General features: G+C 37.1%; 26 protein-coding genes and 2 tRNA genes. 11 read left to right on the top strand and 17 right to left on the bottom strand.

From position 1 onward, the window contains the following. Positions 1-244 precede the first annotated feature (244 nt). The 5 genes from DW005_RS10410 to DW005_RS10395 form a co-directional block, all read right to left on the bottom strand. Positions 245-490, bottom strand: coding sequence for a hypothetical protein (locus tag DW005_RS10410; RefSeq protein ID WP_117479261.1), 246 nt, complete (start codon positions 488-490; stop codon positions 245-247). Continuing rightward, the gene (locus DW005_RS14225) at positions 487-1017 is read right to left on the bottom strand and encodes an ImmA/IrrE family metallo-endopeptidase (protein WP_347461654.1); all 531 of its coding nucleotides are present in this window, start codon (positions 1015-1017) and stop codon (positions 487-489) included. The genes DW005_RS10410 and DW005_RS14225 overlap by 4 nt, the downstream gene beginning before the upstream one ends. After that, positions 1002-1196, bottom strand: a complete 195-nt coding sequence (locus DW005_RS14220) for a hypothetical protein (protein ID WP_242989424.1) — start codon at positions 1194-1196, stop codon at positions 1002-1004. Before DW005_RS14220 ends, DW005_RS14225 begins: the two co-directional genes overlap by 16 nt. 104 nt (positions 1197-1300) lie before the next feature. Further along, complete coding sequence (pyk, locus tag DW005_RS10400) at positions 1301-2719, bottom strand: pyruvate kinase (RefSeq protein ID WP_181975028.1); 1419 nt, start codon at positions 2717-2719, stop codon at positions 1301-1303. Between the two features lie 27 nt (positions 2720-2746). After that, the gene (locus tag DW005_RS10395; protein ID WP_117479259.1) at positions 2747-4147 is read right to left on the bottom strand and encodes a D-alanyl-D-alanine carboxypeptidase family protein; all 1401 of its coding nucleotides are present in this window, start codon (positions 4145-4147) and stop codon (positions 2747-2749) included. 136 nt (positions 4148-4283) lie between these two features. Between DW005_RS10395 and trmB the strand changes: the two genes are divergently transcribed. Further along, positions 4284-4922: a tRNA (guanosine(46)-N7)-methyltransferase TrmB gene (gene trmB, locus DW005_RS10390; protein ID WP_117479258.1), complete on the top strand. Its 639-nt coding sequence runs from the start codon at positions 4284-4286 to the stop codon at positions 4920-4922. Between the two features lie 156 nt (positions 4923-5078). On the opposite strand, the gene DW005_RS10385 is transcribed toward trmB, so the two are convergent. Continuing rightward, positions 5079-6242: an AI-2E family transporter gene (locus tag DW005_RS10385; RefSeq protein ID WP_117479257.1), complete on the bottom strand. Its 1164-nt coding sequence runs from the start codon at positions 6240-6242 to the stop codon at positions 5079-5081. 89 nt (positions 6243-6331) lie between these two features. Between DW005_RS10385 and DW005_RS10380 the strand changes: the two genes are divergently transcribed. Continuing rightward, positions 6332-6404 (top strand) — tRNA-Lys (locus tag DW005_RS10380). 67 nt (positions 6405-6471) lie between these two features. On the opposite strand, the gene DW005_RS10375 is transcribed toward DW005_RS10380, so the two are convergent. The 11 genes from DW005_RS10375 to rpmH form a co-directional block, all read right to left on the bottom strand. Continuing rightward, entirely contained in the window at positions 6472-6972 is a 501-nt protein-coding gene (locus DW005_RS10375; RefSeq protein ID WP_117479256.1) for a DUF4446 family protein, read from the bottom strand. A 29-nt stretch (positions 6973-7001) separates the two neighbouring features. Beyond that, positions 7002-7880 carry a ParB/RepB/Spo0J family partition protein gene (locus DW005_RS10370; RefSeq protein ID WP_117479255.1) on the bottom strand — a complete coding sequence of 293 codons (879 nt, stop codon included), beginning with the start codon at positions 7878-7880 and terminating at the stop codon, positions 7002-7004. Between the two features lie 2 nt (positions 7881-7882). Beyond that, positions 7883-8650, bottom strand: coding sequence for an AAA family ATPase (locus DW005_RS10365; RefSeq protein WP_117479254.1), 768 nt, complete (start codon positions 8648-8650; stop codon positions 7883-7885). Positions 8651-8810: 160 nt separating this feature from the next. Then, positions 8811-9506 carry a 16S rRNA (guanine(527)-N(7))-methyltransferase RsmG gene (rsmG, locus tag DW005_RS10360; RefSeq protein WP_117479253.1) on the bottom strand — a complete coding sequence of 232 codons (696 nt, stop codon included), beginning with the start codon at positions 9504-9506 and terminating at the stop codon, positions 8811-8813. Continuing rightward, positions 9507-11387 (bottom strand): tRNA uridine-5-carboxymethylaminomethyl(34) synthesis enzyme MnmG, encoded by a 1881-nt coding sequence (mnmG, locus tag DW005_RS10355; protein ID WP_117479252.1) that lies wholly within the window; start codon positions 11385-11387, stop codon positions 9507-9509. Between the two features lie 13 nt (positions 11388-11400). Continuing rightward, positions 11401-12783 carry a tRNA uridine-5-carboxymethylaminomethyl(34) synthesis GTPase MnmE gene (gene mnmE / locus DW005_RS10350; RefSeq protein WP_117479251.1) on the bottom strand — a complete coding sequence of 461 codons (1383 nt, stop codon included), beginning with the start codon at positions 12781-12783 and terminating at the stop codon, positions 11401-11403. Between the two features lie 63 nt (positions 12784-12846). Then, on the bottom strand, positions 12847-13569 hold the full coding sequence (gene jag / locus DW005_RS10345; protein ID WP_117479250.1) for an RNA-binding cell elongation regulator Jag/EloR: 723 nt from the start codon (positions 13567-13569) through the stop codon (positions 12847-12849). 12 nt (positions 13570-13581) lie between these two features. Next, a complete protein-coding gene (locus DW005_RS10340; RefSeq protein WP_117479249.1) occupies positions 13582-14589 on the bottom strand; it encodes a YidC/Oxa1 family membrane protein insertase in 1008 nt (335 codons plus the stop codon). 19 nt (positions 14590-14608) lie between these two features. Continuing rightward, entirely contained in the window at positions 14609-14821 is a 213-nt protein-coding gene (gene yidD / locus DW005_RS10335) for a membrane protein insertion efficiency factor YidD (protein ID WP_117479248.1), read from the bottom strand. A gap of 9 nt (positions 14822-14830) precedes the next feature. Then, a complete protein-coding gene (gene rnpA / locus DW005_RS10330) occupies positions 14831-15160 on the bottom strand; it encodes a ribonuclease P protein component (RefSeq protein ID WP_022376207.1) in 330 nt (109 codons plus the stop codon). A gap of 47 nt (positions 15161-15207) precedes the next feature. Then, positions 15208-15342 carry a 50S ribosomal protein L34 gene (gene rpmH / locus DW005_RS10325; protein WP_022376208.1) on the bottom strand — a complete coding sequence of 45 codons (135 nt, stop codon included), beginning with the start codon at positions 15340-15342 and terminating at the stop codon, positions 15208-15210. Positions 15343-15556: 214 nt separating this feature from the next. Between rpmH and dnaA the strand changes: the two genes are divergently transcribed. The 9 genes from dnaA (at position 15557) to DW005_RS10280 (ending at position 25640) form a co-directional block, all read left to right on the top strand. After that, positions 15557-16933 carry a chromosomal replication initiator protein DnaA gene (gene dnaA, locus DW005_RS10320; RefSeq protein WP_022376209.1) on the top strand — a complete coding sequence of 459 codons (1377 nt, stop codon included), beginning with the start codon at positions 15557-15559 and terminating at the stop codon, positions 16931-16933. A 251-nt stretch (positions 16934-17184) separates the two neighbouring features. Next, a complete protein-coding gene (gene dnaN, locus DW005_RS10315; RefSeq protein ID WP_117479247.1) occupies positions 17185-18285 on the top strand; it encodes a DNA polymerase III subunit beta in 1101 nt (366 codons plus the stop codon). 13 nt (positions 18286-18298) lie between these two features. Then, on the top strand, positions 18299-18511 hold the full coding sequence (locus tag DW005_RS10310; protein ID WP_022376211.1) for an RNA-binding S4 domain-containing protein: 213 nt from the start codon (positions 18299-18301) through the stop codon (positions 18509-18511). Continuing rightward, on the top strand, positions 18508-19590 hold the full coding sequence (gene recF / locus DW005_RS10305) for a DNA replication/repair protein RecF (RefSeq protein ID WP_117479246.1): 1083 nt from the start codon (positions 18508-18510) through the stop codon (positions 19588-19590). Before DW005_RS10310 ends, recF begins: the two co-directional genes overlap by 4 nt. A 17-nt stretch (positions 19591-19607) precedes the next feature. Further along, entirely contained in the window at positions 19608-21533 is a 1926-nt protein-coding gene (gene gyrB / locus DW005_RS10300; RefSeq protein WP_117479245.1) for a DNA topoisomerase (ATP-hydrolyzing) subunit B, read from the top strand. 14 nt (positions 21534-21547) lie between these two features. Then, positions 21548-24058: a DNA gyrase subunit A gene (gene gyrA / locus DW005_RS10295; RefSeq protein ID WP_117479244.1), complete on the top strand. Its 2511-nt coding sequence runs from the start codon at positions 21548-21550 to the stop codon at positions 24056-24058. 2 nt (positions 24059-24060) lie between these two features. Further along, complete coding sequence (locus tag DW005_RS10290) at positions 24061-24903, top strand: fumarate hydratase (protein WP_117479243.1); 843 nt, start codon at positions 24061-24063, stop codon at positions 24901-24903. A 16-nt stretch (positions 24904-24919) separates the two neighbouring features. Then, complete coding sequence (locus DW005_RS10285) at positions 24920-25474, top strand: Fe-S-containing hydro-lyase (RefSeq protein ID WP_117479242.1); 555 nt, start codon at positions 24920-24922, stop codon at positions 25472-25474. Positions 25475-25552: 78 nt separating this feature from the next. Beyond that, a tRNA-Ser gene (locus DW005_RS10280) sits at positions 25553-25640 on the top strand. Positions 25641-25966 lie beyond the last annotated feature (326 nt).

Genomic DNA, 25966 nt, shown 5'->3' with positions numbered 1-25966 from the left:
TTTTACTTATCGTTAGTATATGATTATTTTTATATTTTGTCAAATATGTTTTGTGACTTCTTTGTTAGGAATAGTATTTTACATCAATCACAATAACTTACTCACTTGACTCTTAAAAGACCAATTCAAACTTGATGAGTTATTAATCATGTTAAAGTCATTCACTGTTTGATTTTCATCAGCATTGCCAACCAAATAGCGTAATATCAAAACATCAGCAAAAGTAAATGGCATTACCTCATCTTCAAATTGTAATAATGACATATACTTCACCCAAATCACCAGTACCATACAGGTTTCTATTTTCCGAAAAATTATATTCAAAAATCTTATATATCTGTAAATCCTTCAACTTCTGATCTGTATATAATTCAATATTGCGAATCTGCTCGTAGATAAATACCCCTTCATCAAAGAAATCAAACAAAATATTCTCAAGACCAGCCTTATAGAAATGAATAATAACATTTGTATCTAAAGAGACTCTCAATCGTCTATTTCTCCTATCAAATTATCTAAATCATCATCGTCATCAGAGAACTCAACAATTTTGTCACTTACATCATCTATGACAAGTTTATAATAAGCGAGTACACGTTCCAATGTTTCTTTTGGAATTGCATTATGATTATAATTATAGATAACATAATCAATATACTCATGCGGTATATCAATTACTTCGCTAGGCTCATTCAGCTTGCTATTACCACCAACCGCGCGAAGTAAATTTCCAACTTTCATCTCTGTCTTAATATTATCAAGCCGCATCTTTTGGTCTGTATTAATCACACCTAGGCTTTCCAATCGATTTAATGCCATATCAAAACTAACGTTAAACTCAGACATAATTCTGGCAATATCCATTGCTGATAATCCACATTCCTGAAAATTTTGAATCTCCAAATCAATAAATCTATGAACATCATCGGATGGCATTAACAAACAAGCGGCAAAATAGTTTGCCTCCTGTTCTTTTTCATCTGTACTTCTCCCATTTACTGTTACACTATCATCAATAAATGTGTTTTCATCATAAATCCAAGATCTGCATTTTCTCCCAGCGGATACCTAACTAATTTATAACCCATTCTTTCACATTCTTTGAACAGATTAATGATACCATATCTGCCAATTTTACAATTTGCCCTAAAATAATCAGCTTTTATACGAATTTCGCGCTTTCGTGAATCCAGCATTAAACTTACCCCCTAAAACTTATCTTGTGCTGAATCTTTTCACACATATGCTTATTCGCATAAAATAAATCCAGCATATCAAATATTTTTTTAGAAGATTCGTTTTACTCTACATTCACAACCTTAAGCATATTTGTCGTTCCGGATATTCCGATTGGAACACCCGATGTAATCACCGCTAAATCACCTGATTTCAGAAGTCCGGAACATTTTCCTTTGTCTACTGCATGGTCAAACAAAGCAAATACATCTGTTTTCTCATCCAGTAATATTGGACATACACCCCACGACATTGCCATCTGACGCCAGACTCTTTTCGACGTCGTTCCACCGAGAACCGGACATGCCGGGCGGTATCTGGAAATCATACGTGCGGTTCTTCCGGATTTTGTCACCGCAACGATGGCTGAAGCATTCAAATCGTATGCCGTTGTACAGGTTGCATGACAAACAGCCTCTGTAACATCCGGTTTTTCATGGCGGCCACGATGATAAAAACGTTTTTCATAATCAATATCCGCTTCCGTGCGATTTGCAATCCGCACCATCGTCTGAACCGATTCCACCGGATATTTTCCGGCAGCAGTTTCACCTGAAAGCATAATGGCACTTGTGCCATCGTAAATTGCATTTGCCACATCGGCAACTTCCGCTCTTGTTGGTCTTGGATTTTTCATCATCGAATCGAGCATTTGCGTTGCCGTAATTACCTGCTTGCCCGCTTCGTATACTTTTCCGATAATCATTTTCTGCAAAATCGGAACTTCCTCTTCCGGCAGTTCCACGCCCATATCACCACGTGCAACCATAATGCCGTCCGACGCTGCAATAATTCCATCAATATTTTCAACGCCCTCGCGGTTCTCGATTTTGGCAATGATATGAATTCCATCACCGCCATTTTCATGCAGAAAAGCACGGATATCTTCAATATCTTTTACGGTACGCACAAAAGAAGCCGCAATAAAATCTACGTGGTTATTGATTCCAAAAATAATATCGCTTTTATCTTTTTCACTCATGTACGGCATATTCAAATGAAGTCCCGGAACATTAACGCCTTTATGGTTTTTCAATTCACAGTCACCGACAATCACGCAGTCAATCTGTGTCTCGTCAACCGCCTCAACAATCATTTCCACCAGCCCATCATCCATCAAAATGCGGGTTCCCGGCTCTACGTCTTCCGGAAGTTGTTTGTATGTGACATATGCCTTTGTCTCATCCCCCAATACTTCATTTGTTACAAGAGAAAACTTTTGTCCCTGTTTCAAATTGACTTTACCATCTTTGAAATCACCAAGTCTAATTTCCGGACCTTTGGTATCTAACAAAGCAGCAATTGGCTTTTGATATTTCTTTCTTAATTCATACAGCTTGTCAATTCTTTTTTGCTGTTCTTCATGGCTGCCATGTGAAAAATTCAGGCGTGCAACATTCATACCACTTTCGATACATTGTTCCAAAATACCATCTCTGTCAGTTGACGGACCAAGTGTGCAAATAATTTTTGTCTTTCTCATGATGCCTCCATAATATTATTTTGCTATCTATTTTTTGTGATAATAGTATCCTCTTTCATTGATATTTCGATTTTTCTTTCCTCTCTTGTATCGATTGCGGCGTGTGCGCTGTTCTTTATGGGTTCTCATCCACCACAGAATCAAAATAGTAATTGCAAGAGCGGCAACTACAAGAATACCGATTGTTAAAACCTTTTTCCATGGGAAAGGTGCCTCATTCGCTTTTTCTACCGCATCCACAAACCATTCGGACATGTCAATACTGTCATTTAAAGTCGGATTTTTCGCATTTTCATAGTAAATCTCAGCACCACCCGCTTCTTTTCCATTATAAGTATATGTAATTTTTCCAATTACTTTCTTTGTCGCACTAACCTGCTGTGGTGTGTCATAATAAATTACTTTTTTCTGTGCCTTGTCCAAAGTAACACCCTTTGGCAGCATAACTCCGGCTCCCTGTTCCACAGATAAAGGACCCGACTGCTGGTTATAATAGGAACTGTATTTGGTAAACAAATCACTTGTATTTACCGTATTATCTGTCGTTGTTCCAATTTCATAGCGTTTGTAATTTTCAAAACAATAATTCAAAATTCTTGTCGTATCGGTATACTCATTAGCATCCGGCGCCGTCCAAGGGGAATTTGGTGCACGCATGATAACAGAAACCAATGTTGTTCCATTTTTCTTTGCATAAGTTACAAGCGTATAACGACACTTTGATGTATATCCCGTTTTGCCGCCCACGCAGTATTCATACAAATATTGGGTAAATGTGCTTGGATAAAGCATACCATGATGATTATGAAGATAACGTTTTGCATGTTTTTTTGTTTTATTAATGATATAGCGTTTCGTTCCGGTAATTTTTGCAAATGTAGGATTTTTATAGGCTTCCTGTGAAATCAATGCCATATCGTGTGCCGTCGTATAATGATTTGACATCCACAAACCGTTTGCATTTGCAAAATTAGTTCCTGTACATCCGAGTTCTTTTGCCTTTTGATTCATCATCGCAACAAAATTATCAATGCTTCCTGCGACATGCTCCGCCACACCATTGCAAGCTTCATTCGCTGACATAAGAAGAATGGCATATAAACTGTCTTCCATTGACAATTTTTCGCCCGGCTGAATTTCAATATTAGAAGCACCTGACTCCAAATTTGTCACGGCATTTCTTGAATAAGTAACCGTCTCCGACAACGACGAATTTTCAATAGCAACAAGAGCCGTCATTACTTTCGTAATACTCGCCGGATACTCACGCTTGTCTATATTCTTTTCATATAAAATCGCACCCGACTGAACATCCATTACAATTGCAGATTCTGCAGTAACCGATGGTTTCTTTTTTGCTTCTGAAGTAACGCTTCCTAATAAAAGTCCAATTGCACAAAAAATAAGTGCCGCATATCTTTTTTTCATCTCATGCCTCCAAAAATCATACTATTACTTCTATCATACACGATTTTACCAATTTTTCCAACATCTTATTTGACATAATTTCGATTTATGGTACTATGATGCTATAATTTAAATGTTTACTATATGGAGGATTACTATGCGTTTACGAAATATCAAAGGTTCAAAAGAAGTGATTGCGGCAAGCCCCTATGTCGTTCAGAATCCGGAAGATTACAAAGGAAAATGGTCAGAATTGTTTCACAATAATCATCCTTTGCACATTGAAATCGGCATGGGAAAAGGTCAATTTATTCATACATTAGCTTCCGAAAATCCGAATATCAATTATATTGGCATTGAAATGTATTCGAGTGTTTTGTACCGTGCTTTAGAAAAACAAACCGCAGAGGAAAAACCAAATTTGTATTTTCTGCGATTTGATGCAAAATATCTGGCTGATATTTTTGCCGAACACGAAGTAGACCGGATTTATTTGAATTTTTCCGACCCATGGCCAAAAGATCGCCATGCAAAACGCCGACTGACAAGCGAGGGCTTTTTAAATCTTTATCATACGATTTTAAATCCGGATGGTTATATTCAGTTTAAGACCGATAATAGGGATTTGTTTGATTTTTCAGTTGAAACAGCCGAAAATTCGCCAATTTGGAATATTAAAGAACTTACTTATGATTTACACCACAGTGAATTTTTGCAAGGCAATATTATGACTGAGTATGAGAGCAAATTTGTCGCAGAAGGAAAACCAATCTGTCGGTTTGTTCTTTCCCGCTAATTAGTTGGTAACATAATAGAACCTTTTTCATAGAATAAAGAAAAAGGTTCTATTTTTATGTCTTGTTTTAAACGTATATTATGTCAAAAATTAAATCATGGAAAATGCTCAAAAAAGATACACTGCATCCTCTGCTCCATTGAAGAAATCAAACGATTACTTGGAATCAAAGGTTGAAATATTTTTCTTTTTCAGCTTTTTATCCAAAAACAGTTGCAAAAGATACATAATAACAGCTACTACCGGTACACCAAGGAACATTCCCATCACGCCAAAATAGGCACCGCCAACTGTAATTCCAAAGATAACCCAAAGAGGCTTAATTCCCGTCTGGTCACCCAAAATTTTTGGCCCAAGATACAGACCGTCAAACTGCTGCAAAATCAAAATCATAAGAGCAAAGATAAAGGCATAACGAATATCAATAAACAGATAAATCATAACACCAGGAATTGCACCAATTATCGGTCCGAAATAAGGTATCATATTAGTAATACATACAATCAGACTGAGAAGCAGCGCATACGGCAGTTTCAAAATGGACATTGCAATCAGACAGAGAATTCCGATAATCAGGGAATCAATCATTTTTCCAATCAAAAATCCATTAAAAATGTGGCTGCACTGTTTCATTGTCTCCCAAACTTCCTGCTCTTTCTTTTTCGGAGACAGGGCATATACAACTTTTCTTGCACTTCTTTTCAACTTTTTCATATCCAAAATAATGTAAATGGAAATCACAAGCCCCATCAATACATTATACGACGTCGTCAATAAAGAAGACGAAACATGATAAACATAAGGAATAATCTCAGAGCCATTGCTCATAATTTTCTTATATGCAAATTCCTTGATGTATTCAATTCCTCCACCAAGCCCAATAAATGGAATTTTTTCATTTAATTCCTTTTGGTGTGTAATCATATACTGATATCCATCTTGAATTGTATTCCCGAGTTCACCAATACTTGCCTTTATCTGAGGAATAATATAAATGAGTAAAACGGTGATTACGCCAATTACTACGACATAACTGATGATTACACTAAATGCTTTCTTAATTTTCGCCCCTTTACCAGGTTTCATTCGATTTAGCAGCGAATGGACTCTTTTTACAAGCGGATTAATAAAGCAGGCAAAAAAGAATCCCAATATAAACGGCATCAAAATAGTCAGAAATTTTCCAATAACTGCTAATACAACTCCCCAGTTAGCAATCATTAAAAAGATAATGGCAATAATAGCAACCAAAGCTACAATATACCACATATTCGATACTAATGTTTTCAGAATTTCCAGGCATTTATTTTTTTTCTCCATATATTCCTCCAAGTTTATACAATTTTTTTAAATTATTGCTTGCATTTTGAAATAGAATATTATATAATATTTCTTGCGTGATTGATGAAGCGCCATTAGCTCAGTTGGTAGAGCACCTGACTCTTAATCAGGGTGTCTGGGGTTCGAGCCCCCAATGGCGTACTCCCGAGTCCTTGTTTGGCAGACCTGCAACTGCTGGGTGAGGGCTTTTTTTTGCCCTCATTTTTCTTTATTCAGCAGTCATTGCCTGTTCCAAAGACTGACGTTCTTCTTCCGACAATGTTACAAACACTTCTCCGGATTTTACTTCCTTAATATAAATGTAACATCCCTCTTTGTTACTGTGCATCGAATTCATAATGAATCCATCGTTTTCTTTTGTCAAAAGAGTAAGTACAAAACTCAAAGTTCCGCCAACTTCTTTAAACGCATCATATTTTACCACGCCTACCTTCTGATAAGTCTTCAAAAGGTTTTCGTCAATTATAGCCAAATGCTCATCGACTTCTTTGATTTTGCCATTGATATAATCCATATTGGCAAATTTCTTCTGAAATGCTTCTTCCAGACTTTTTCCATCGGAATCACGCATAAACTCATCATATCGTTTTCTCAGTGAGCTGTTCTTTCCTATTAAAATAAGGCAAAGAATCAATAAAATCAGGATTGCTGCAATCGCACCCAGTAAAACAACATCAACACTTAATCCATAATCACTAAACTGAAACATTTTTTTCCTCCTTGTGAACATATGTTCTTTTATTTGAAGTATCCCAAAATCTTTTCTAAGTCGTCCTGTGAATAATACTCAATTTCTATTTTACCTTTATTCTCGGACTTTCGATTGATTTTTACCTTTGTTCCTGTCTTCAACTTCACTTTTTCTTCCATATCATGGTACAAAAAGTCATTAGAAAGTTCTTTTTTCTTTGTTTTCTTTGCCGGCTGATTGATATTTTTCACTAATTTCTCAACTTCTCTTACACTGAGGTGATCTTTTGCAATCTTTTCGGCAATTTCAAGCTGTTTTTCACTATCTTCCAGACCAAGCAGTGCTCTTGCATGTCCGCTTGAAATTTCTTCTTCCATTAAAAGTGTCAACACATCATCACTTAATTTTAACAGACGAAGTGAATTGGTAATAGCAGAACGACTCTTAGAAACTCTCTCTGCCACTTCTTCCTGCTTCAAATTATATTCCTTAATCAAATTTTGATATGCTTTTGCTTCTTCCACCGGATTCAAGTCCTCACGCTGAATATTTTCAATCAGCGCGACTTCCATAATTTCCTGCGGTGAATAATCTTTAATAACAACCGGAACTTCCTTTAATCCCGCTAATTTTGCCGCACGCCATCTTCTCTCACCGGCAATAATTTCAAAATAATCATCTTTCTTTGCTACTACCAATGGCTGAACAATTCCGTGCTGCTTAATGGAATCACTTAATTCCTGTAACGCTTCTTCATTAAAGAATTTACGCGGCTGCTTTTTGTTTGGCTCCACTTCATTAATTTTCAAAATTGTTTCTCCGGTTTTTGAAACCGTATTCTTGTCCTCTTTTACAGCTCTTTGCGTTGCTTTCGGAGGAATCATGGAATCCAGTCCTTTACCCAAACCTGTTCTCTTGACTGCCATAATTATTTTGCACTCCTTTCAATTACTTCCTTTGCAAGTGCCATATATGCCTTTGCTCCGGTTGAGCGGTTATCATACTGTGTAATCGGAAGTCCGTGACTTGGTGCTTCTGCCAGACGAACACCTCTCGGAATAATTGTATCGTAAATTGTCTGGTTCAAATTATTTCGTACATTTTCAATTACCTGCATGGACAAATTTGTTCTTCCATCATACATTGTAAATACAACACCATTAATCGTAAGTTTTGGATTCAATCGATCTTTTACAAGATTGATTGTATAAATAAGCTGGCTCAATCCCTCCAATGCATAGTATTCACACTGAATCGGAACCAGTACCGAATCTGCCGTTGTCATAGAGTTAATTGTCAATGTATTCAAAGATGGTGGACAATCAATGATAATAAAATCATATTGATCTTCGACTTCCGAAATAATATCGCGAAGAATATAGTTTCTGTCTTCCATATCCATTGTCTCGATTTCAATACCAGCCAAATTTACGTTAGCCGCTAAAACATCCAAATTTTCAAAAACATCTTTCTGAACACATTCATCAAATGAATTATCTCCAATCATCAACTGATACACTGTTGTCTCTAATTCATCCTTATCAATACCAAGTCCACTGGATGTATTTCCCTGTGGATCCATATCTATAATAAGAACCTTTTTCCCTTGTTCAGCAAGGGCAGCGGATAAATTTATCGTTGTCGTTGTTTTTCCAACTCCACCCTTCTGATTTGCAATTGCCATAATTTCGCTCATACTTATCTTTCTCCAATCATAAAACTTATATCTTTATTATCGCTCACGCAATCCTACAGAACATTATATCATTTCGTATAATGTTTGGCTATATATTTTTTCATGTTTCACGTGAAACATCTGTGAATCCTATCCGTGAAATGTTTCACGTGAAACATTTTTATAAAGGTTTTTTCTTTGGTTTACCTTCTTTTCTAGGATACTTACTATTCGTCTCCTCTACTTTTCTGATAAATAATAAGTATCTTTCCTCTTTTTCTCTTAAAGAAAACTTGTCCAAGTGGTCAAACTTAGCTGATAATTCACAAAAAGCATTCTCTGCAAGTTTTACTTCCTCTTCCTGTTTCTTTCCTTTATAAGAAACAAAGTATCCATTAACTTTAGCAAATGGAACACAGTATTCCATAAGGATTGGAAGTTCTGCTACTGCGCGTGAAACAACAAAATCAAATTGATTACGATACATTTCATTTTGTCCGTAAGTTTCCGCTCTTCCGTGAATTGCCGTAACATTGTTAATTTTCAGTTTATCACAAACCTGTTTTAAAAAATCTACTCTTTTATTTAAAGAATCAAGCAAAACAAATTCGCTTTCCGGATTAAGAATAGCTAACACTATTCCCGGAAAACCAGCACCGGTTCCAACATCAAATACTTTATTTTTTCCATTCCATAAAGAATCTTTCATAATTAAAGCGGAATCTAAAAAGTGTTTCCAAACGACATCTTCATATTCTGTAATTGATGTCAAATTCATTTTTTTATTTTCTTCCACTAATATTTTGTAATATTCTTTTAATTTATTTTCCTGCTGATCACTCAATTCAATATCAAATTGTTTAAAAATATCTCTCATTTAATCCACCCTCTTTCGATGATACTGTTCTAAGTATACCGTAAGCACGGAAATATCGGATGGAGAAACACCACTGATTCTCGCTGCCTGTCCAACTGATTTCGGGCGAATATCGGATAACTTTTGAATTGCTTCCAATCGAAGACTTTTAATATCTTCATAATCAATATCCGAAGGAATCTTCTTACTCTCCAGCTTATGGAATTGCTCAACTTGTTTTTGCTGGCGCTTGATATATCCTTCATATTTCAAATTAATATTTACTTCTTCTCTCACTTCTTCCGAAAGTTCCGGACGCTCCTTGTCAATCGGGGCTAACTTATCATAAGATAATTCCGGTCTTCGAATTAATTCTGCAAGACTGATTCCACTAACCAAACGGGTACTCTCATACTCATCTAATAATTTCTGCACTTCCTCGGTATTTCCGACATGCGTATGAAGAACACGGTTAATTTCCTTTTTAATTTGTTCTTCTTTTTCTACAAAATGCTGATATCTCTCCTCTGAAATTAAACCAATCTCATAACCGAGTTTTGTAAGACGTTCATCTGCATTATCCTGACGAAGCAAAAGGCGGTACTCTGCACGGGAAGTCATCATACGATATGGCTCATTTGTTCCTTTGGTAACTAAGTCATCAATCAAAACACCAACATATCCCTGCGAACGATCAATGATAATTGGCTCTTTTCCAAGACATTTTCTTGCAGCATTGATACCGGCAACAAGTCCTTGTGCAGCAGCTTCTTCATAACCGGAACTTCCATTTGCCTGTCCGGCACTAAAAAGACCTTTTACTTTTTTTAACTCTAAAGTCGGTAAAAGTTCCAAAGAATCCAAACAATCGTATTCAATTGCATACGCATTTCTTACAATCTTTGCATGTTCAAGTCCCGGTACCGAGCGGTACATTTTCTCCTGAACATCTTCCGGCAGAGAACTTGACATACCGCCAACATACATTTCATTTGTATAATTTCCTTCCGGCTCAATAAATACTTGATGTCTGTTTTTATCTGCAAAACGGACAACCTTATCTTCAATTGACGGACAATATCTCGGACCGGTTCCTTTGATATAACCAGAATACAAAGGTGAGCGGTCAAGATTCTCTCTTATTACTTTATGTGTTTCTTCATTTGTATAAGTAAGCCAGCACTTCACCTGCTCTCTTTCCAAATCTTCCGGTTTATTTTCAAAAGAAAAAGGAACTATTTTTTCATCACCGTATTGAGGTTCCATTTTACTGTAATCAATCGTTCTTCCATCCATACGGGCAGGTGTTCCTGTCTTAAACCGACGCATAGAAATACCAAGTTTTTTTAATGAATCGGTAAGATGCGTTGCTGACTGAAGTCCATTTGGTCCGGTGTAAACAGAAGTTTCTCCTGTAATACACCTCGCATTCAAATAAGTACCGGTACATAATACAACAACTTTACAAGAATAAATGGTTCCGGTATAAGACTTAACGCCACATACTTTTCCATCTTCTACAATAATATCTGTAATTTCACCCTGCTTGATGGATACACCATCTGTCTCCTCAATCACTTTTCGCATTGCATAACTGTACTCTTTTTTATCTGCCTGTGCGCGCAAAGAATGTACGGCAGGTCCTTTCGACTGATTGAGCATTTTTGACTGGATAAATGTGCGGTCAATATTTTTTCCCATCTCACCACCCAATGCATCAATTTCTCTGACTAAATGTCCCTTCGACGTTCCTCCAACATTTGGATTGCATGGCATCATTGCAATGCTGTCAACACTGACAGTAAACAATGCTGTCTTGCAGGAAAGACGAGCTAATGCAAGAGCAGCCTCGCATCCGGCATGACCTGCTCCAATTACGATGGCATCAAATTGTTCTGTCATAATTTTCTCTCCTTTATTTTCCCATACAAAAATCTTTAAAGATTTTATTGATGATATCTTCTTCGAGTGTCTCTCCTATAATTTTACCAAGTGACTCATACGCATTTGTTAAATCAATCGCATACAAATCCTCCGGCATACCAAGTTCAATACTTTCTAATACTTTTTCCAGACTGTCTTTTGTTTGAACCAAAGCTTCTTTTTGTCTGGCATTGGTAATATACAAATCATCTTTTTCTTCTATTTTCGATTCAATAAATTGTCTCTTAATATAGGATTCCAGTTCATCCAATCCATCTCCCTTTGCAGCGGAAAATGAAATGACGTCTTTTCCTGACAAATTACAGATTTCTTGCATACTCAATGTCTGTTGCAAATCCGATTTATTTACTAAAACAACGCCTGTACTGTTTTTGCATAAATCAAGAATTTCATAATCCTCCTTGGATAATTCTTTGCTGCTATCCAGGACTATTATTACAAAATCCGCTTTCTCAAGAGACTCTTTTGTCTTTTTTATACCAATACTCTCAATTTCATTTTCTGTTTCCCGGATTCCGGCTGTATCAATTAAATGTAATAATATATTTCCTATCACAATATCTTCTTCTAAGGTATCTCTTGTTGTGCCCGGAATATTCGTTACAATCGCACGATTTTCCCGTAGCAGACAATTTAATAAAGAAGATTTTCCTACATTTGGTTTTCCAACAATTACCGTCTGGATGCCTTCTTTCATAATTCTTCCATTGTTACAATTTTCAAGCAAATGATTGGTATCCTTTAACAGTGCCCGCACATGACCTTCAATTGTTTCATCAAAAGAATCCAAAGAAATATGTTCCGGATCATCAAGTGCAGCTTCCAAATAAGCAACATCTTCTAATATTACTTCACGAAGTTTTTGGATTCGATTCTTAATACTTCCTCTCAACTGACTCATCGAATTAAAAAGTGCTAACTCACTTTTCGACTGAATTACATCCATTACAGCTTCTGCCTGTGACAAATCAAGTCGCCCATTTAAAAAGGCACGTTTTGTAAACTCACCCGGCTCTGCAACTCTTACACCATGACGGACTAACAAATCTAAAATCACCTGACAAATATAGTGACCGCCATGACACTGGATTTCTACTACATCTTCCGCCGTATAACTTTTTGGAGCCTTCATAAGAAGTACAAGAACTTCATCTATTTTTTTCGAACCGTCAAAAATAAAACCATACTGAATCGTGTGGCTTTTCTTTTCATTTAAATCAATCAAAGTTCCTTTTTCATTACAAAAAATACGGCTTACAATGGAAAAAGAATTTTCTCCGCTCACTCGAATTACACTAATACTTCCATTTTTCGATGATGTAGCAATTGCGGCAATTGTCTCCTGCTCAAACATAAAAACTCCTTTTCTTTGTCAAAAAAGGCTGAATCCTAAGAATCAGCCTTTCACACTTTTCTCTCAATCTTTCTTTTCCTGATATGGTCTCTTGCGGTCACGGGAATAATTATTGTTTCTTCTCCGATAATTATTTCTTCTTGGAAGTTCCGAAGCAAATTCCCGATTTAAAGTAACAACCACCTTACGATGTGGCTCTTCACCTTCGCTATGTGTATCCACATATTTATCAGCCTGTAATTCCGCATGAATAATTCTTCTCTCATATGGATTCATCGGCTCTAAGAAAGCAGGACGTCCTGTCTTCTTAACTTTGCTTGCCACATTTCTCGCCAGATTTTCAATTGTTTCTTTTCTTCTCTGACGATAATTTTCCGTATCAATCTTAATCTTCGTATAAGTATCTTTATTTTTATTTGCAACAAGAGAAGTCAAATACTGAAGGGAATCCAAAGTCTGTCCGCGTTTTCCGATTAACATACCCATCTCAGTACCCTTCAACTCGATGCGGATTTCATTTTCCACTTCATCAAACTCTGTTTCAATCTCTACATCTAATTTCATAGCCTGGAATGTTTTTGCTAAAAAGTTCTTAACCGTATCAACTACATTCTCTTTTTTGCGAACACGGATAACTGCCGGTTTACTAAACAAACCTAAAATTCCACTTTTTTCTTCTTCAACTACTTCATATTCAATCTGGTCACTCGTTGTTTCCATCTGGATTAAAGCATTTGTCAAAGCTTCATCTGCTGTTTTTGCAGAAAACTCTTTCCACTCTTCCATCTTAAATTCCTCCTATTTTTTATCTTTCTTTCCAGAAAGCATGTGTGCATATCCCGCAATACTGCCGGAATCAAAATCTTTGTTTACATGAGTCTGAACCTCTTCCTCTTTGGAAGATGAATCAGCGGTATTTTGATAAGCGGAAGCAGATTTAATTCCTGCTGTTTTCTTTTTCGCATACTCTTCCATCTGACGATTCATGGCTTCACGTTTTGCACTTTTCTTCGTTGCTTTACCTTTATTCTTTTCAATCAATTCATCCAAAGAAATACTGTCTACTTTGCGGTTAATCAAAATAGCCTGTACAATTCTAAACAAACTACCAATAATCCAGTAAATACCAATACTTACGTCAAAGGAAAGACAGAAAAATCCGGACATAACAGGCATCATGTAGTTCATCATCTTCATAGAACTCTGCATCTGATCCTGTTCACCGGCATCTGTTTTTACCTGAAGAAGTTTCGTATTAATAAACTGAAGAACCATAGCCAAAATCGGAATCAAAAAAACCAAAATTCCGGCATATGGATAATTTGCTCTATCTTTAAATAGAGACATCGGAGATTCATTAACCAAAAGTCCTAAAAATTTATAAGCTTCCGGATTTTCTTTCATCGAACCAATTCCATTTACATAATATGGAATGTTACGAATGACATTATACAAAGCAAAAAGAATCGGCATTGTTATCAAAAGAGGAAGACATCCACCAAACGGACTAATTCCATATTTTGCATAAATATCCTGCGTCTCCTGATTCATCTTCATCTGGGATGCCTGATCTTTTTTATTCTTGTATTTCTTCTGAATTGCTTTAATCTCCGGGTTAATCTTATTCATCAACCGGGATGATTTCTGCTGTTTTGCGTTGAGAGGATACATAAGAATATATACAAATAATGTAAATATTACAATACACCAACCAACATTATGCACTCCTAATAAATGGTACATACACCAGTCGATGCCATTCATAGCCAACCCCAATAACTGATTCAACCAACCTAATGGGAACATATTTTCCTCCTAATACTGTTTACGGCACAGGATCATAACCACCTTTGTGAAAAGGGTGGCATCTTAAAATTCTTTTTATAGCCAAAAAACCACCTTTTCCTGCACCATACTTTTTGATTGCCTGAGCAGCATACTCAGAACAACACGGTGTATAGATACAGGAAGGTGTTCTTTTCAATGGTGATATATATTTTTGATAGATGTGTATCACAGCTAATAAAATTTTCTTCACACAATCACTTCATTTCAATATTCCATGTATTTTCAATAAATGAAAAACTGCGCCGTCTACTTCTTTAAAATTCTTATTTTTTACATCTTTTCGGGCAACAATAATAATTCGGTTACCCTCTTTCACCAATGCGTCATTCTTACGAACGGATTCTCTTAACAATCTGGTGATGTGATGACGCACAACACTGTTACCAACTTTCTTACTTACAGAAAAGCCGTAACGACTGGGACCACTCTCCCCTGTTTTAACATACATAACCAGATACTTATTTGCTTTCGATCTACCTTGCTTGTAGACCTTTTGAAATTCAGGATTCTTTCCTAATTTTTCAAACATTTTCTTTTCCTCATCAGGGAGAAGAAAAGGTCAGTAAAAATCTGACCTTATGCAGACAATTTCTTTCTTCCCTTAGCTCTTCTTTTGGCAAGCACTTTTCTACCATTTGAAGTGCTCATTCTTTTACGAAAACCGTGAACTTTCGAACGCTGTCTCTTTTTTGGCTGATATGTCATCTTCATTTTGCATACACCTCCTTTATAAAATAATAACGAAATCCGTATCAAGCCTAATTATATTATCATATATTCCAATAGTCAAGCAGTTCTTTGCGTTTATCAACAATTTTTTCTAAAATCATGTCAATAAAATTTGCTTTTGCCTCTTATTTGTAGTACAATAAAAACGTATGATTTTACCCAAATTCAATTTTTATTAGGATAGGCAGGAAATTTAATGGAAAATGAAATTAAAGACAAATGGAATGAAATAATTACATATATGAGGGATACTTATAATATCAACGGCGTTCTTTTTCGTACATGGATTAATCCACTTACAATTGTTTCTTGTGATAATGACACAATTATCCTTGCAATTGATGAAAAAGAACAGGGCGATATCCTTGGCTTAATCGAAAAAAAATACAAAGTTGCTTTTCAGGTATCCATCGAAGTTATTACAAATCATCAACTGGATGTCCGTTTTATTTATCAAAATGAGATGGATGCGAAAGGAGTTTCTTCCTATAATAAAGAGGAAATGCTGGAAGAAAAATATCCATTCTTAAAACAAGGTCATTCCTTTGATACATTTGTCGTAAGTAACAGTAACAACATTGCTTATAATGCTGCTGTAGCAGTTGCCGAGAATCCAAACGGCCAGTTATATAATCCATTATTCTTATATAGTGGTCCGGGACTTGGAAAAACTCACCTGATGCATTCGATTGCCAGATACATTTTGGAGAACCATCCGGAATACAGCGTTATGTATACAACCAGTGAAAATTTTATGAACAATGTTGTCGATGCCATTCGTACGAATCGAAAGACACAGGATACTGCTGCTACTTCAAACCTGCGAAAGAATTACCGAAACGTTGATGTACTTCTCATCGATGATATTCAGTTCATCATTGGTAAAGACAGTACACAGATTGAGTTCTTTAATACCTTTGAAGCTTTGTACCAGTCCGGAAAGCAGCTAGTCATTTCCAGTGATAAGCCGCCAAGTCAGATGGAGCACTTGGACATGCGTTACCGCTCCCGATTTACTTCCGGTATGACAATTGATATTCAGCCACCTGATTATGAGATGAGTATGGCGATTTTAAGAAACAAACAAGAAAATTCTGATATTCAATTGAATGAGGAAATTCTTGATTATATCGCTACAAACATAAAATCCAATATTCGTATCTTAGAGGGTGCTTATAATAAAATTCTTCTTTTTGCAAGATTTACAAAGCCAAAAGATAACAAGATTGACTTAAATATGGCAAAAGAAGCATTAAAGGATTTTATCTCGCCAAATGAAAATATGGTAATTACGGCAGATTACATTATTGATATTGTAGCCGACCACTTTAACTTAGATAAGGAAGCGATTCTTTCTGAGAAGCGGACCAAGACTGTTTCGATTCCGAGACAGATATGTATGTATTTGTGCAATGAATTAACAAATCTTACACTTACGGAAATTGCTGTAAAGCTCAAAAGATCGAACCATTCAACAGTTATCCACGGTGTTCACAAAATTGAACAGGATATTCTCGTTGATAAAGAGTTAGAAGAAACCATTAATGTGTTAAAGAAAAAGCTCAATTCTTGATAACTTGTTGATAACTGTATTTTTTACGTCAATAACTATTTAATAACCTGTTGATTGTGAAAATTGTCATTTTTTTCATAGACATTCATTCACAGTAACAAACAAGTTATAAAAACTTACACATAAAGGTTAAACCACTTAAATTAAGGGCTTGTAAGACTTGTCCACAAATAAACAGCCCCTAATACTATATACTACTAGCTAATACTTTAATTTATTATGTTTACGGAAGGAAAGGAGTTATTCACAATATGAAGTTTACCTGTACCAAAATGAATTTTAACAATGGAATTAACATTGCCCTGAAAGCAGTACCGGGAAAAACAACGATGCCAATTTTGGAATGTGTTGTAATTGAAGCAAAAGGAGATATGGTAAAGCTGACTACGAACGATATGCAGCTTGGCATTGAGACAAAAATACCTGCAGAGATTGAACAGGATGGTATCATTCTTGTTAATGCAAAAATGATTTCTGAAATTGTTCGCCGTCTTCCGGATGATGATGTGAATTTTGAAGTTGATGAGAATAATAACATTCTCCTGTTTTGTGGAAAATCCAAGTTTAATATTCCGGGTATTCCTCATGATGAATTTCCGATGCTTCCAAAAATTGAAGCGGATAAGACAATTCACATTTCGCAGTTTACTTTAAAGGAAATGATAAGACAGACCATTTTCTCAATTTCCGATAATGAAAGTAATAAGATTTTGACCGGTGAATTGTTTGAGATTAATGGGGATGAATTTAAGATTGCTTCTCTTGATTTAGTAAGAGTTTCAATTCGTAAGATTCACCTGAAAGAAAGTTATGACCCGATTAAGGTTGTTATTCCGGGTAAAACATTGAGTGAAGTGAGTAAAGTTTTAAATGGTGGAATGGATGATGAGGTTTCAATTTCATTTTCCAAAAACCACGTACTTTTCGAGTTTGATGAGACGGTTGTTGTATCCCGCCTGATTGAAGGAAACTTCTACAACATCGACCAGATGTTAAAGACAAATTATGAGACAAAAGTTAAAATCAATAAAAATGAATTATACGGATGTATCGACCGTGCTACTCTCCTTCTTCGTGAAGCAGAGAAAAAACCGGTGATTCTTCACATCAAAGAAGACGAAATTCAGATGGAGATGAATACCAAAATCGGTTCGATGGATGAAGAAGTGACGGCTGAAAAAGAAGGAAAAGATTTAGTCATTGCTTTCAATCCAAAATATATTAATGATGTATTAAAAGTAATTGATGATGAGGAAGTGACTTTGTATTTGTTTAATGCAAATGCTCCTTGCTTTATCAAGAATGAAGAAGAATCCTATATTTACCTGATTTTGCCGGTAAATATGAATTAGAAATGAGGATGTTATGCAGGAAATAACGATTAAGGATGAGTTTATCAAACTGGGTCAGGCTTTGAAACTGGCGGGGCTTGTCGGTTCCGGGGTGGAAGCAAAAGTAGTGATTCAGGATGGTGAAGTAAAAGTAAATGGTGAAGTGGATGTAAGAAGAGGAAGAAAATTACATCCCGGTGACTGTTTTGAATTTGAAGGAAATGAAGTAAAGGTAACATCTGTATGATATTAAAGTCCATTGAAATGAGTAATTTTCGTAATTATGAAAGAGAAGAATTTCATTTTCATGAAGGAACGAATGTGTTGTACGGTGATAATGCACAGGGAAAAACGAATGTGCTGGAAGCCATTTACCTTGGAGGCACGACAAAGTCGCACAAGGGAAGCAAAGATTCGGACATGATTATGAAAGGAAAAGACGAAGCTCATATTCGATATTATGTAGAAAAGAAGCAGTGTACTTATAAAATCGAAATTCACATGCGTCGGGGAAAGACAAAGGGAATTGCGATTGACGGGCTGCCAATTGGAAGCAGTAAAGAGTTGATGGGATTATCCCACATTATATTCTTTTCGCCGGAAGATTTAGGAATTATTAAGGATGGACCGGAGCAGAGACGAAGATTTATGGATATGGAATTGTGTCAGTTAGATAAGGCATATCTTTATTACCTGACACAGTATAAAAAAATATTAAAACAGAGAAATGCGCTGCTTAAGCAAATTCAGAAAAACAGTGAATTGAAAGATACGCTGGAAATCTGGGACAAACAACTGGTAGAAAATGGAATCCGGATTATACAAATCAGGGAACAGTTTGTAGAAGAAGTAGCAGCCATTATGAAACAAAAACATTTCAACCTGACAGGTGGTCTGGAAGAAATGGAAGTAATTTATAAGCCAAACTGCAAGGCAGATGATTTTGCCACACGCTTATTTATAGAGAGTGAAAGAGATATTTTACTTGGTACTACTACCGTGGGACCTCATCGTGATGACATGCAGTTTTTTATTAACGGACAGGAAGTAAAGGTTTACGGTTCGCAGGGACAAAAAAGAACATCGGCTTTGTCGCTGAAGATGGCGGAAATCGAAATTGTAGAGAAAACAATCGGAGAAAAGCCAATTCTTTTATTGGATGATGTTCTGTCTGAACTGGACCGAAATCGTCAAAACTATTTATTGGAAAATATAAAAGGAATTCAGACGATTATTACTTGTACCGGATTAGAAGAGTTTGTAAAAAATGGAATAAACATTAATCAGACATTTGAAATTGTTCAAGGAAAAATTAATGGCAATTGAGAAGATGGAGGTTTTTCATGAGTGAAGAAAAAGAAGTAGTATATGGAGCTGACCAAATACAGATTTTGGAGGGGCTTGAGGCAGTAAGAAAAAGACCGGGTATGTACATTGGAAGTACATCGGAGAGAGGTCTTCATCATTTGGTATATGAGATTGTCGATAATGCAATTGATGAGGCATTGGCCGGTTACTGTGATGAAGTCCAGGTATTTATTAACAAAGATAATTCGATTACAGTTATTGACAACGGACGAGGAATCCCGGTTGGAATTAATCATAAAGCGGGAAAACCGGCGGTCGAAGTTGTATTTACCGTGCTGCATGCCGGTGGTAAATTCGGCGGTGGCGGATACAAAGTATCCGGTGGACTTCACGGTGTAGGTGCGTCGGTTGTAAATGCATTGTCTGACTGGCTGGAAGTTGAGATTTATCAGGATGGAAAAAAATACATCCAGCGATATGAAAAAGGAAAAACAATGTATCCGTTAAAAGAAATTGGTACGACGGATCAGAGAGGAACAAAAGTTACGTTCTTGCCGGATGAAACAATTTTTACGGAAACAACAGAATATAGTTTTAACATTTTGAAGCAGAGACTTCGTGAAATGGCATTTTTGACTAAGGGAATCAAAATTATTTTGACAGATTTAAGAGAAGAAGAACCTTATTCAGAAACATATCATTATGAGGGCGGAATTAAAGAGTACGTTCAGTACTTAAACAAAAACAAAGAACCTTTGTATGAAGATATCATTTACTGCGAAGGACAAAAGGGCAATGTTGTGGTAGAAGTAGCATTCCAGCACAATTCGGCTTTTAATGAAGGATGTTATAGTTTTGTAAATAATATCACAACGCCGGAAGGTGGAACGCATCTGGCAGGATTTAAAAATGCACTTACGAAAACATTTAATGACTATGCGAGAAGCCAGAAGATTTTAAAAGATGCGGATCCAAACTTAAGTGGTGAAGATATCCGCGAAGGTTTGACGGCAATTATCAGTATCAAGATACCGGAGCCTCAGTTTGAGGGACAGACCAAACAGAAGTTAGGAAACTCCGAGGCAAGGGGAGCTGTTGATAATGTTGTGAGTGAACAGCTGACATATTTCTTAGAGCAGAACCCGACAATTGCCAGATTGATTTGCGATAAAGCATTACTTGCTCAGCGTGCCCGCGACGCGGCGCGCAAAGCGCGCGATTTAACACGCCGTAAAACGGCGTTAGAGGGAACCAGTCTTCCGGGTAAGTTAGCGGATTGTAGTGACAAAAATCCGGAAAACTGCGAGATTTACATCGTAGAGGGAGATTCCGCCGGCGGCAGCGCAAAAACGGCGCGTGACCGCGCAACACAAGCAATTCTTCCACTTCGTGGAAAAATCTTAAATGTAGAAAAGGCACGCCTTGATAAAATTTTGGTGAATGCAGAAATTAAAGCAATGATTACAGCATTTGGTACCGGAATTTCAGAAGATTTTGATATCAGCAAACTGCGTTATCATAAAATCATTATCATGACCGATGCCGATGTCGATGGTGCACATATTGCTACGCTGCTTTTAACATTTTTATACCGCTTTATGCCGGAGCTGATTCGTCAGGGTTATGTATATCTGGCACAGCCGCCTTTGTATAAAATTGATAAAAATAAAAAGTCCTATTATGCATACAGCGATGAAGAATTAAATGCAACACTTGAAGAAATCGGACGTGATGGAAACAACAGCATCCAGCGTTACAAAGGTCTTGGTGAGATGGATGCCGAGCAGTTGTGGGACACAACAATGGATCCGGAGAAACGTATTTTACTTCAGGTTACAATGGATGAGGAACAGTCTTCAGAAATTGATTTAACATTCAATGTATTAATGGGAGACAAAGTAGAACCACGTAGAGAATTTATTGAGAAAAATGCGAAGTATGTTAGAAATCTCGATATTTAGGAAGGAGTAATGAAATGGACGAAAATATTTTCGACAAAGACAGTTTTGATGCAATCAAACCGGTGGATTTGAAAGAAACAATGGAAACTTCCTATATCGATTATGCGATGTCGGTTATTGCTTCCCGTGCACTGCCGGATGTCAGAGACGGATTGAAACCGGTACAAAGACGTATTTTGTATGCAATGATTGAATTAAATAACGGACCGGACAAGCCACATCGTAAGTGTGCTCGTATCGTCGGTGATGCCATGGGTAAATATCATCCACATGGTGACAGCTCAATTTACGGTGCTTTGGTTAATATGGCACAGGAGTGGTCGACTCGCTATCCGCTCGTCGACGGCCACGGAAACTTTGGTTCCGTCGATGGTGACGGTGCTGCCGCCATGCGTTACACCGAGGCAAGATTAAGTAAAATTTCGATGGAAATGCTTTCCGATATCAACAAAGATACGGTTGATTTCATGCCGAACTTTGATGAGACCGAAAAAGAGCCGGTTGTATTACCATCCCGTTTTCCAAACTTATTAGTAAACGGAACTTCCGGTATTGCTGTAGGTATGGCGACAAATATCCCTCCCCACAATTTGACGGAGGTTATTAATGGTGTCGTAAAAATCATTGATAATCAGGTGGATGAAGGAAGAGAAACCGATTTAGATGAAATTATGGAAATCATCAAAGGACCGGATTTTCCAACAGGTGCCACAATTCTCGGACGTCGTGGAATCGAAGAAGCGTACCGTACCGGCCACGGAAAAATCCGCGTGCGTGCGGTTACCGACATTGAGCCTATGGCAAATGGCAAGAACCGGATTATCGTAACGGAACTTCCTTATATGGTAAACAAAGCAAGACTGATTGAGAAGATTGCAGAACTTCATAAAGATAAACGAATTGATGGAATTACAGAACTCCGCGACGAATCGAGCCGTGAGGGAATGCGTATTTGTATTGAGTTACGAAAAGATGTGAATGCAAATGTAATTTTGAATCAGCTTTATAAACATACACAAATGCAGGATACCTTTGGTGTCAATATGTTAGCACTTGTAAATAACGAGCCGGTTGTCATGAATCTTTTGCAGATGCTTCAGTATTATTTGAAACATCAGGAAGAAGTCGTAACAAGAAGAACAAAATATGATTTGAACAAGGCAGAAGAAAGAGCACATATTTTAAAAGGATTATTGATTGCTCTTGATAACATTGATGAAGTAATCAAAATTATCCGTGGTTCGGAAAGTGCTGCTTTAGCGAAAGAGCGTTTAATTGAGAGATTTGGACTGGATGATGTGCAGGCGCAGGCAATTATTGATATGCGTCTTCGTGCACTGACCGGTTTGGAGCGCGAAAAATTAGAGAGTGAGTATGCCGAACTTCAGAAAAAAATTGCTGAATATAAGGCTATTCTTGCAGACAAAAATCTGTTACTTGGAGTAATCAAAAAAGAGATTCTTTTGATTCGTGATAAGTACGGTGATGAGAGAAGAACTTCGATTGGATTCGATGAATTCGATATTTCCATGGAAGATTTAATTCCGGTTGAAAATACGGTAATTGCCATGTCACACCTTGGTTATATTAAGAGAATGACAATTGACAATTTCAAAAACCAGCACCGTGGCGGCAAAGGTATCAAGGGAATGCAGACCATAGAAGAAGATTATATTGAAAATCTGTTTATGGCGACAACACATCATTATCTGATGTTCTTTACCAATTTAGGTAAAGTGTACCGTATGAAAGCCTATGAAATTCCGGAGGCGAGCCGGACATCGAGAGGTACTGCAATTATTAATCTTTTGCAGTTACTTCCGGATGAAAAAATTTCGGCTGTAATTTCCATCAAAGAATTTGAAGAGGATAAATATCTCTTCATGGCAACAAAAGATGGTACAGTCAAAAAAACACCGATTTTAGAGTATGCAAATATCCGTAAAACCGGTTTACAGGCAATTACTCTGCGCGATGGAAATGAATTGATTGAAGTAAAAGTAACGGATAACAACCGTGACATTTTCCTTGTAACAAAGAGAGGACAATGTATCCGTTTCAATGAAAAAGATGTGCGTACAACAGGCCGTACATCAATCGGTGTGCGAGGCATGAAGATTGATGAGAGCGACGAAGTAGTTGCTATGCAGATGGATATACAGGGACCAAACCTTTTGATGGTTTCTGAGTTTGGTATGGGTAAACGTACAAGCATCGATGAATTTGCTCCACAGTTTAGAGGCGGTAAAGGTGTAAAATGTTATAAAATCACAGAAAAAACCGGAAATGTAATTGGTTGTAAAGCAGTTGAACCGGGAACGGAAATTATGTTAATTACAACGGAAGGAATTATTATCCGAATTGGCGTGGATGATATTTCACAGCTTGGACGAGTTACTTCCGGTGTTAAATTGATGAATTTAGACAGTTCCAAAGATATCCGTATTGCCAGCATTGCCAGAGTGCATGAGGAAGAGACGGACGAGGACGAAACAGAAGAAGAGTCATCAGAGAGTGAGGAATAAAGATGAGGACGATTCATACAGATGAAATAACAAAGTGCATCAAGGAAATGTGTATGCAGGTAAATGTAGATTTGTCACCGGATGTAAAAAATGCTTTGTTAGCCGGAAAACAGAAGGAAGAATCACCAATTGGAAAACAGATTTTGGAGCAGTTGGAGAAAAACTTGGAAATTGCGAAAGAAAGCCAGATTCCGATTTGTCAGGATACCGGTATGACCGTTGTATTTTTACGCATCGGACAGGAAGTTCATATTGATGGAGATTTTCTGGAAGATGCAGTGAATGAAGGAATCCGACAGGGCTATGCAGAGGGGTATCTGCGTAAATCGGTCGTATCCGACCCAATCCTCAGGGAAAATACAAAGGATAATACACCGGGTGTTATTCATTATGAAATTGTTCCGGGAGACAGATTGGAAATTACAGTTGCTCCAAAAGGATTTGGTAGCGAGAATATGAGTCGTGTCTTTATGTTAAAACCGGCAGATGGAATCGAAGGTGTCAAACAGGCAGTTATCCGGGCAGTAAAAGACGCCGGTCCAAATGCCTGTCCTCCTATGGTAATTGGTGTAGGAATTGGCGGCACTTTTGAAAAATGTGCTCTTTTGGCAAAGAAAGCTCTGACACGTGAATTAGGAAGCCATTCAGAAATTCCATATGTGAAAGATTTTGAAATTGAGGTTTTAGAAGCCATCAATAATCTTGGAATTGGTCCGGGTGGATTAGGAGGCCGTGTTACAGCAATCGGATTAAATGTCGAAACCTATCCGACACATATTGCCGGACTTCCGGTTGCCGTAAACATTTGCTGTCATGTAAATCGCCACATTACAAGAGTGTTATAAAAAGGAGAAGGTTTTCATGGATAAATATATAGAGACACCACTGACAAAGGAGAAGGTAAAAGAACTTCATGCAGGAGATTACGTGTATATAACGGGAACAGTATATACAGCGCGTGATGCTGCCCATAAACGGATGGTGGAACAAAAAGAGCAGGGAATGGAACTTCCTTTTATAATGAAAGACCAGATTATCTATTATTTAGGACCTACTCCAAATAGAGAAGGCCAGGTGATTGGTTCTGCCGGTCCGACAACCAGCAGCCGCATGGATAAATATGCGCCGACTCTTCTTGACGAAGGATTAACCGGGATGATTGGAAAAGGAAAAAGAAGTGAAGCGGTTATTGATTCCATGAAAAAAAATACAGCTGTATATTTTGCAGCTGTAGGAGGTGCCGGAGCACTTCTGTCAAAGTGCATCAAAAAAAGCGAAGTAATTGCCTATGATGATTTAGGAACAGAGGCAATCCGCAAATTGTATGTAGAAAATTTACCGGTTATCACTGTAATTGACTGCGACGGAAATAACCTATATGAAACAGCACCTGAAAAATATAAAAGAAGTCATTGACAAATATTATATTTTTTGATAAAATATTGCTTGCACTGAAAAAGTGCGGCGAATTGAATATTGCATTGATATTCAGCTGGAGAAGTACTCAAGTGGCTGAAGAGGCGCCCCTGCTAAGGGTGTAGGTCGTTCGCGCGGCGCGAGGGTTCAAATCCCTCCTTCTCCGTTCAGACAATCCTGTTATTTACAGGGTTGTCTTTGTGTCTGAGAGAACATTTAAGAATTGGTTTTCTTGTGTCTCAGTAGACAAAAAATATCAAGATATTGTGCTAAAAAAACATTTTGTAATTTTTTAAAAAAAATTGAAAAAAAGTGTTGACAAGTACAAACATATTTGATAAGATAGTATTCGCTGACGCGGTAAAGCGCACAGCAAACGGAATCAAAAAGATTCCAAGAACCTTGATAATTGAACAGTGAAACAACCTTGAAAAATTATAAAATAATTTTTCGGACAAGGACATTCGATAAGAATGAAACCAAAACCCGATT

Origin of the sequence: Clostridium sp. AF36-4 (genome assembly GCF_003435975.1) — a bacterium.
Taxonomy (GTDB): Bacteria; Bacillota; Clostridia; order Lachnospirales; family Lachnospiraceae; genus Eubacterium_F.
Note: the sequence above shows the minus strand (reverse complement) of the source record. Positions and strands in the feature narration are given on the sequence as shown.

Bases quoted from the DNA above. Each gene is read 5' to 3' on its own strand.
- DW005_RS14220 (WP_242989424.1), bottom strand. From the start codon at position 1,196: ATGCTGGATTCACGAAAGCGCGAAATTCGTATAAAAGCTGATTATTTT.
- pyk (WP_181975028.1), bottom strand. From the start codon at position 2,719: ATGAGAAAGACAAAAATTATTTGCACACTTGGTCCGTCAACTGACAGA.
- DW005_RS10395 (WP_117479259.1), bottom strand. From the start codon at position 4,147: ATGAAAAAAAGATATGCGGCACTTATTTTTTGTGCAATTGGACTTTTA.
- trmB (WP_117479258.1), top strand. From the start codon at position 4,284: ATGCGTTTACGAAATATCAAAGGTTCAAAAGAAGTGATTGCGGCAAGC.
- DW005_RS10385 (WP_117479257.1), bottom strand. From the start codon at position 6,242: ATGGAGAAAAAAAATAAATGCCTGGAAATTCTGAAAACATTAGTATCG.
- DW005_RS10375 (WP_117479256.1), bottom strand. From the start codon at position 6,972: ATGTTTCAGTTTAGTGATTATGGATTAAGTGTTGATGTTGTTTTACTG.
- DW005_RS10370 (WP_117479255.1), bottom strand. From the start codon at position 7,880: ATGGCAGTCAAGAGAACAGGTTTGGGTAAAGGACTGGATTCCATGATT.
- DW005_RS10365 (WP_117479254.1), bottom strand. From the start codon at position 8,650: ATGAGCGAAATTATGGCAATTGCAAATCAGAAGGGTGGAGTTGGAAAA.
- rsmG (WP_117479253.1), bottom strand. From the start codon at position 9,506: ATGAGAGATATTTTTAAACAATTTGATATTGAATTGAGTGATCAGCAG.
- mnmG (WP_117479252.1), bottom strand. From the start codon at position 11,387: ATGACAGAACAATTTGATGCCATCGTAATTGGAGCAGGTCATGCCGGA.
- mnmE (WP_117479251.1), bottom strand. From the start codon at position 12,783: ATGTTTGAGCAGGAGACAATTGCCGCAATTGCTACATCATCGAAAAAT.
- jag (WP_117479250.1), bottom strand. From the start codon at position 13,569: ATGGAAGAGTGGAAAGAGTTTTCTGCAAAAACAGCAGATGAAGCTTTG.
- DW005_RS10340 (WP_117479249.1), bottom strand. From the start codon at position 14,589: ATGTTCCCATTAGGTTGGTTGAATCAGTTATTGGGGTTGGCTATGAAT.
- rnpA (WP_022376207.1), bottom strand. From the start codon at position 15,160: ATGTTTGAAAAATTAGGAAAGAATCCTGAATTTCAAAAGGTCTACAAG.
- rpmH (WP_022376208.1), bottom strand. From the start codon at position 15,342: ATGAAGATGACATATCAGCCAAAAAAGAGACAGCGTTCGAAAGTTCAC.
- dnaA (WP_022376209.1), top strand. From the start codon at position 15,557: ATGGAAAATGAAATTAAAGACAAATGGAATGAAATAATTACATATATG.
- dnaN (WP_117479247.1), top strand. From the start codon at position 17,185: ATGAAGTTTACCTGTACCAAAATGAATTTTAACAATGGAATTAACATT.
- DW005_RS10310 (WP_022376211.1), top strand. From the start codon at position 18,299: ATGCAGGAAATAACGATTAAGGATGAGTTTATCAAACTGGGTCAGGCT.
- recF (WP_117479246.1), top strand. From the start codon at position 18,508: ATGATATTAAAGTCCATTGAAATGAGTAATTTTCGTAATTATGAAAGA.
- gyrB (WP_117479245.1), top strand. From the start codon at position 19,608: ATGAGTGAAGAAAAAGAAGTAGTATATGGAGCTGACCAAATACAGATT.
- gyrA (WP_117479244.1), top strand. From the start codon at position 21,548: ATGGACGAAAATATTTTCGACAAAGACAGTTTTGATGCAATCAAACCG.
- DW005_RS10290 (WP_117479243.1), top strand. From the start codon at position 24,061: ATGAGGACGATTCATACAGATGAAATAACAAAGTGCATCAAGGAAATG.
- DW005_RS10285 (WP_117479242.1), top strand. From the start codon at position 24,920: ATGGATAAATATATAGAGACACCACTGACAAAGGAGAAGGTAAAAGAA.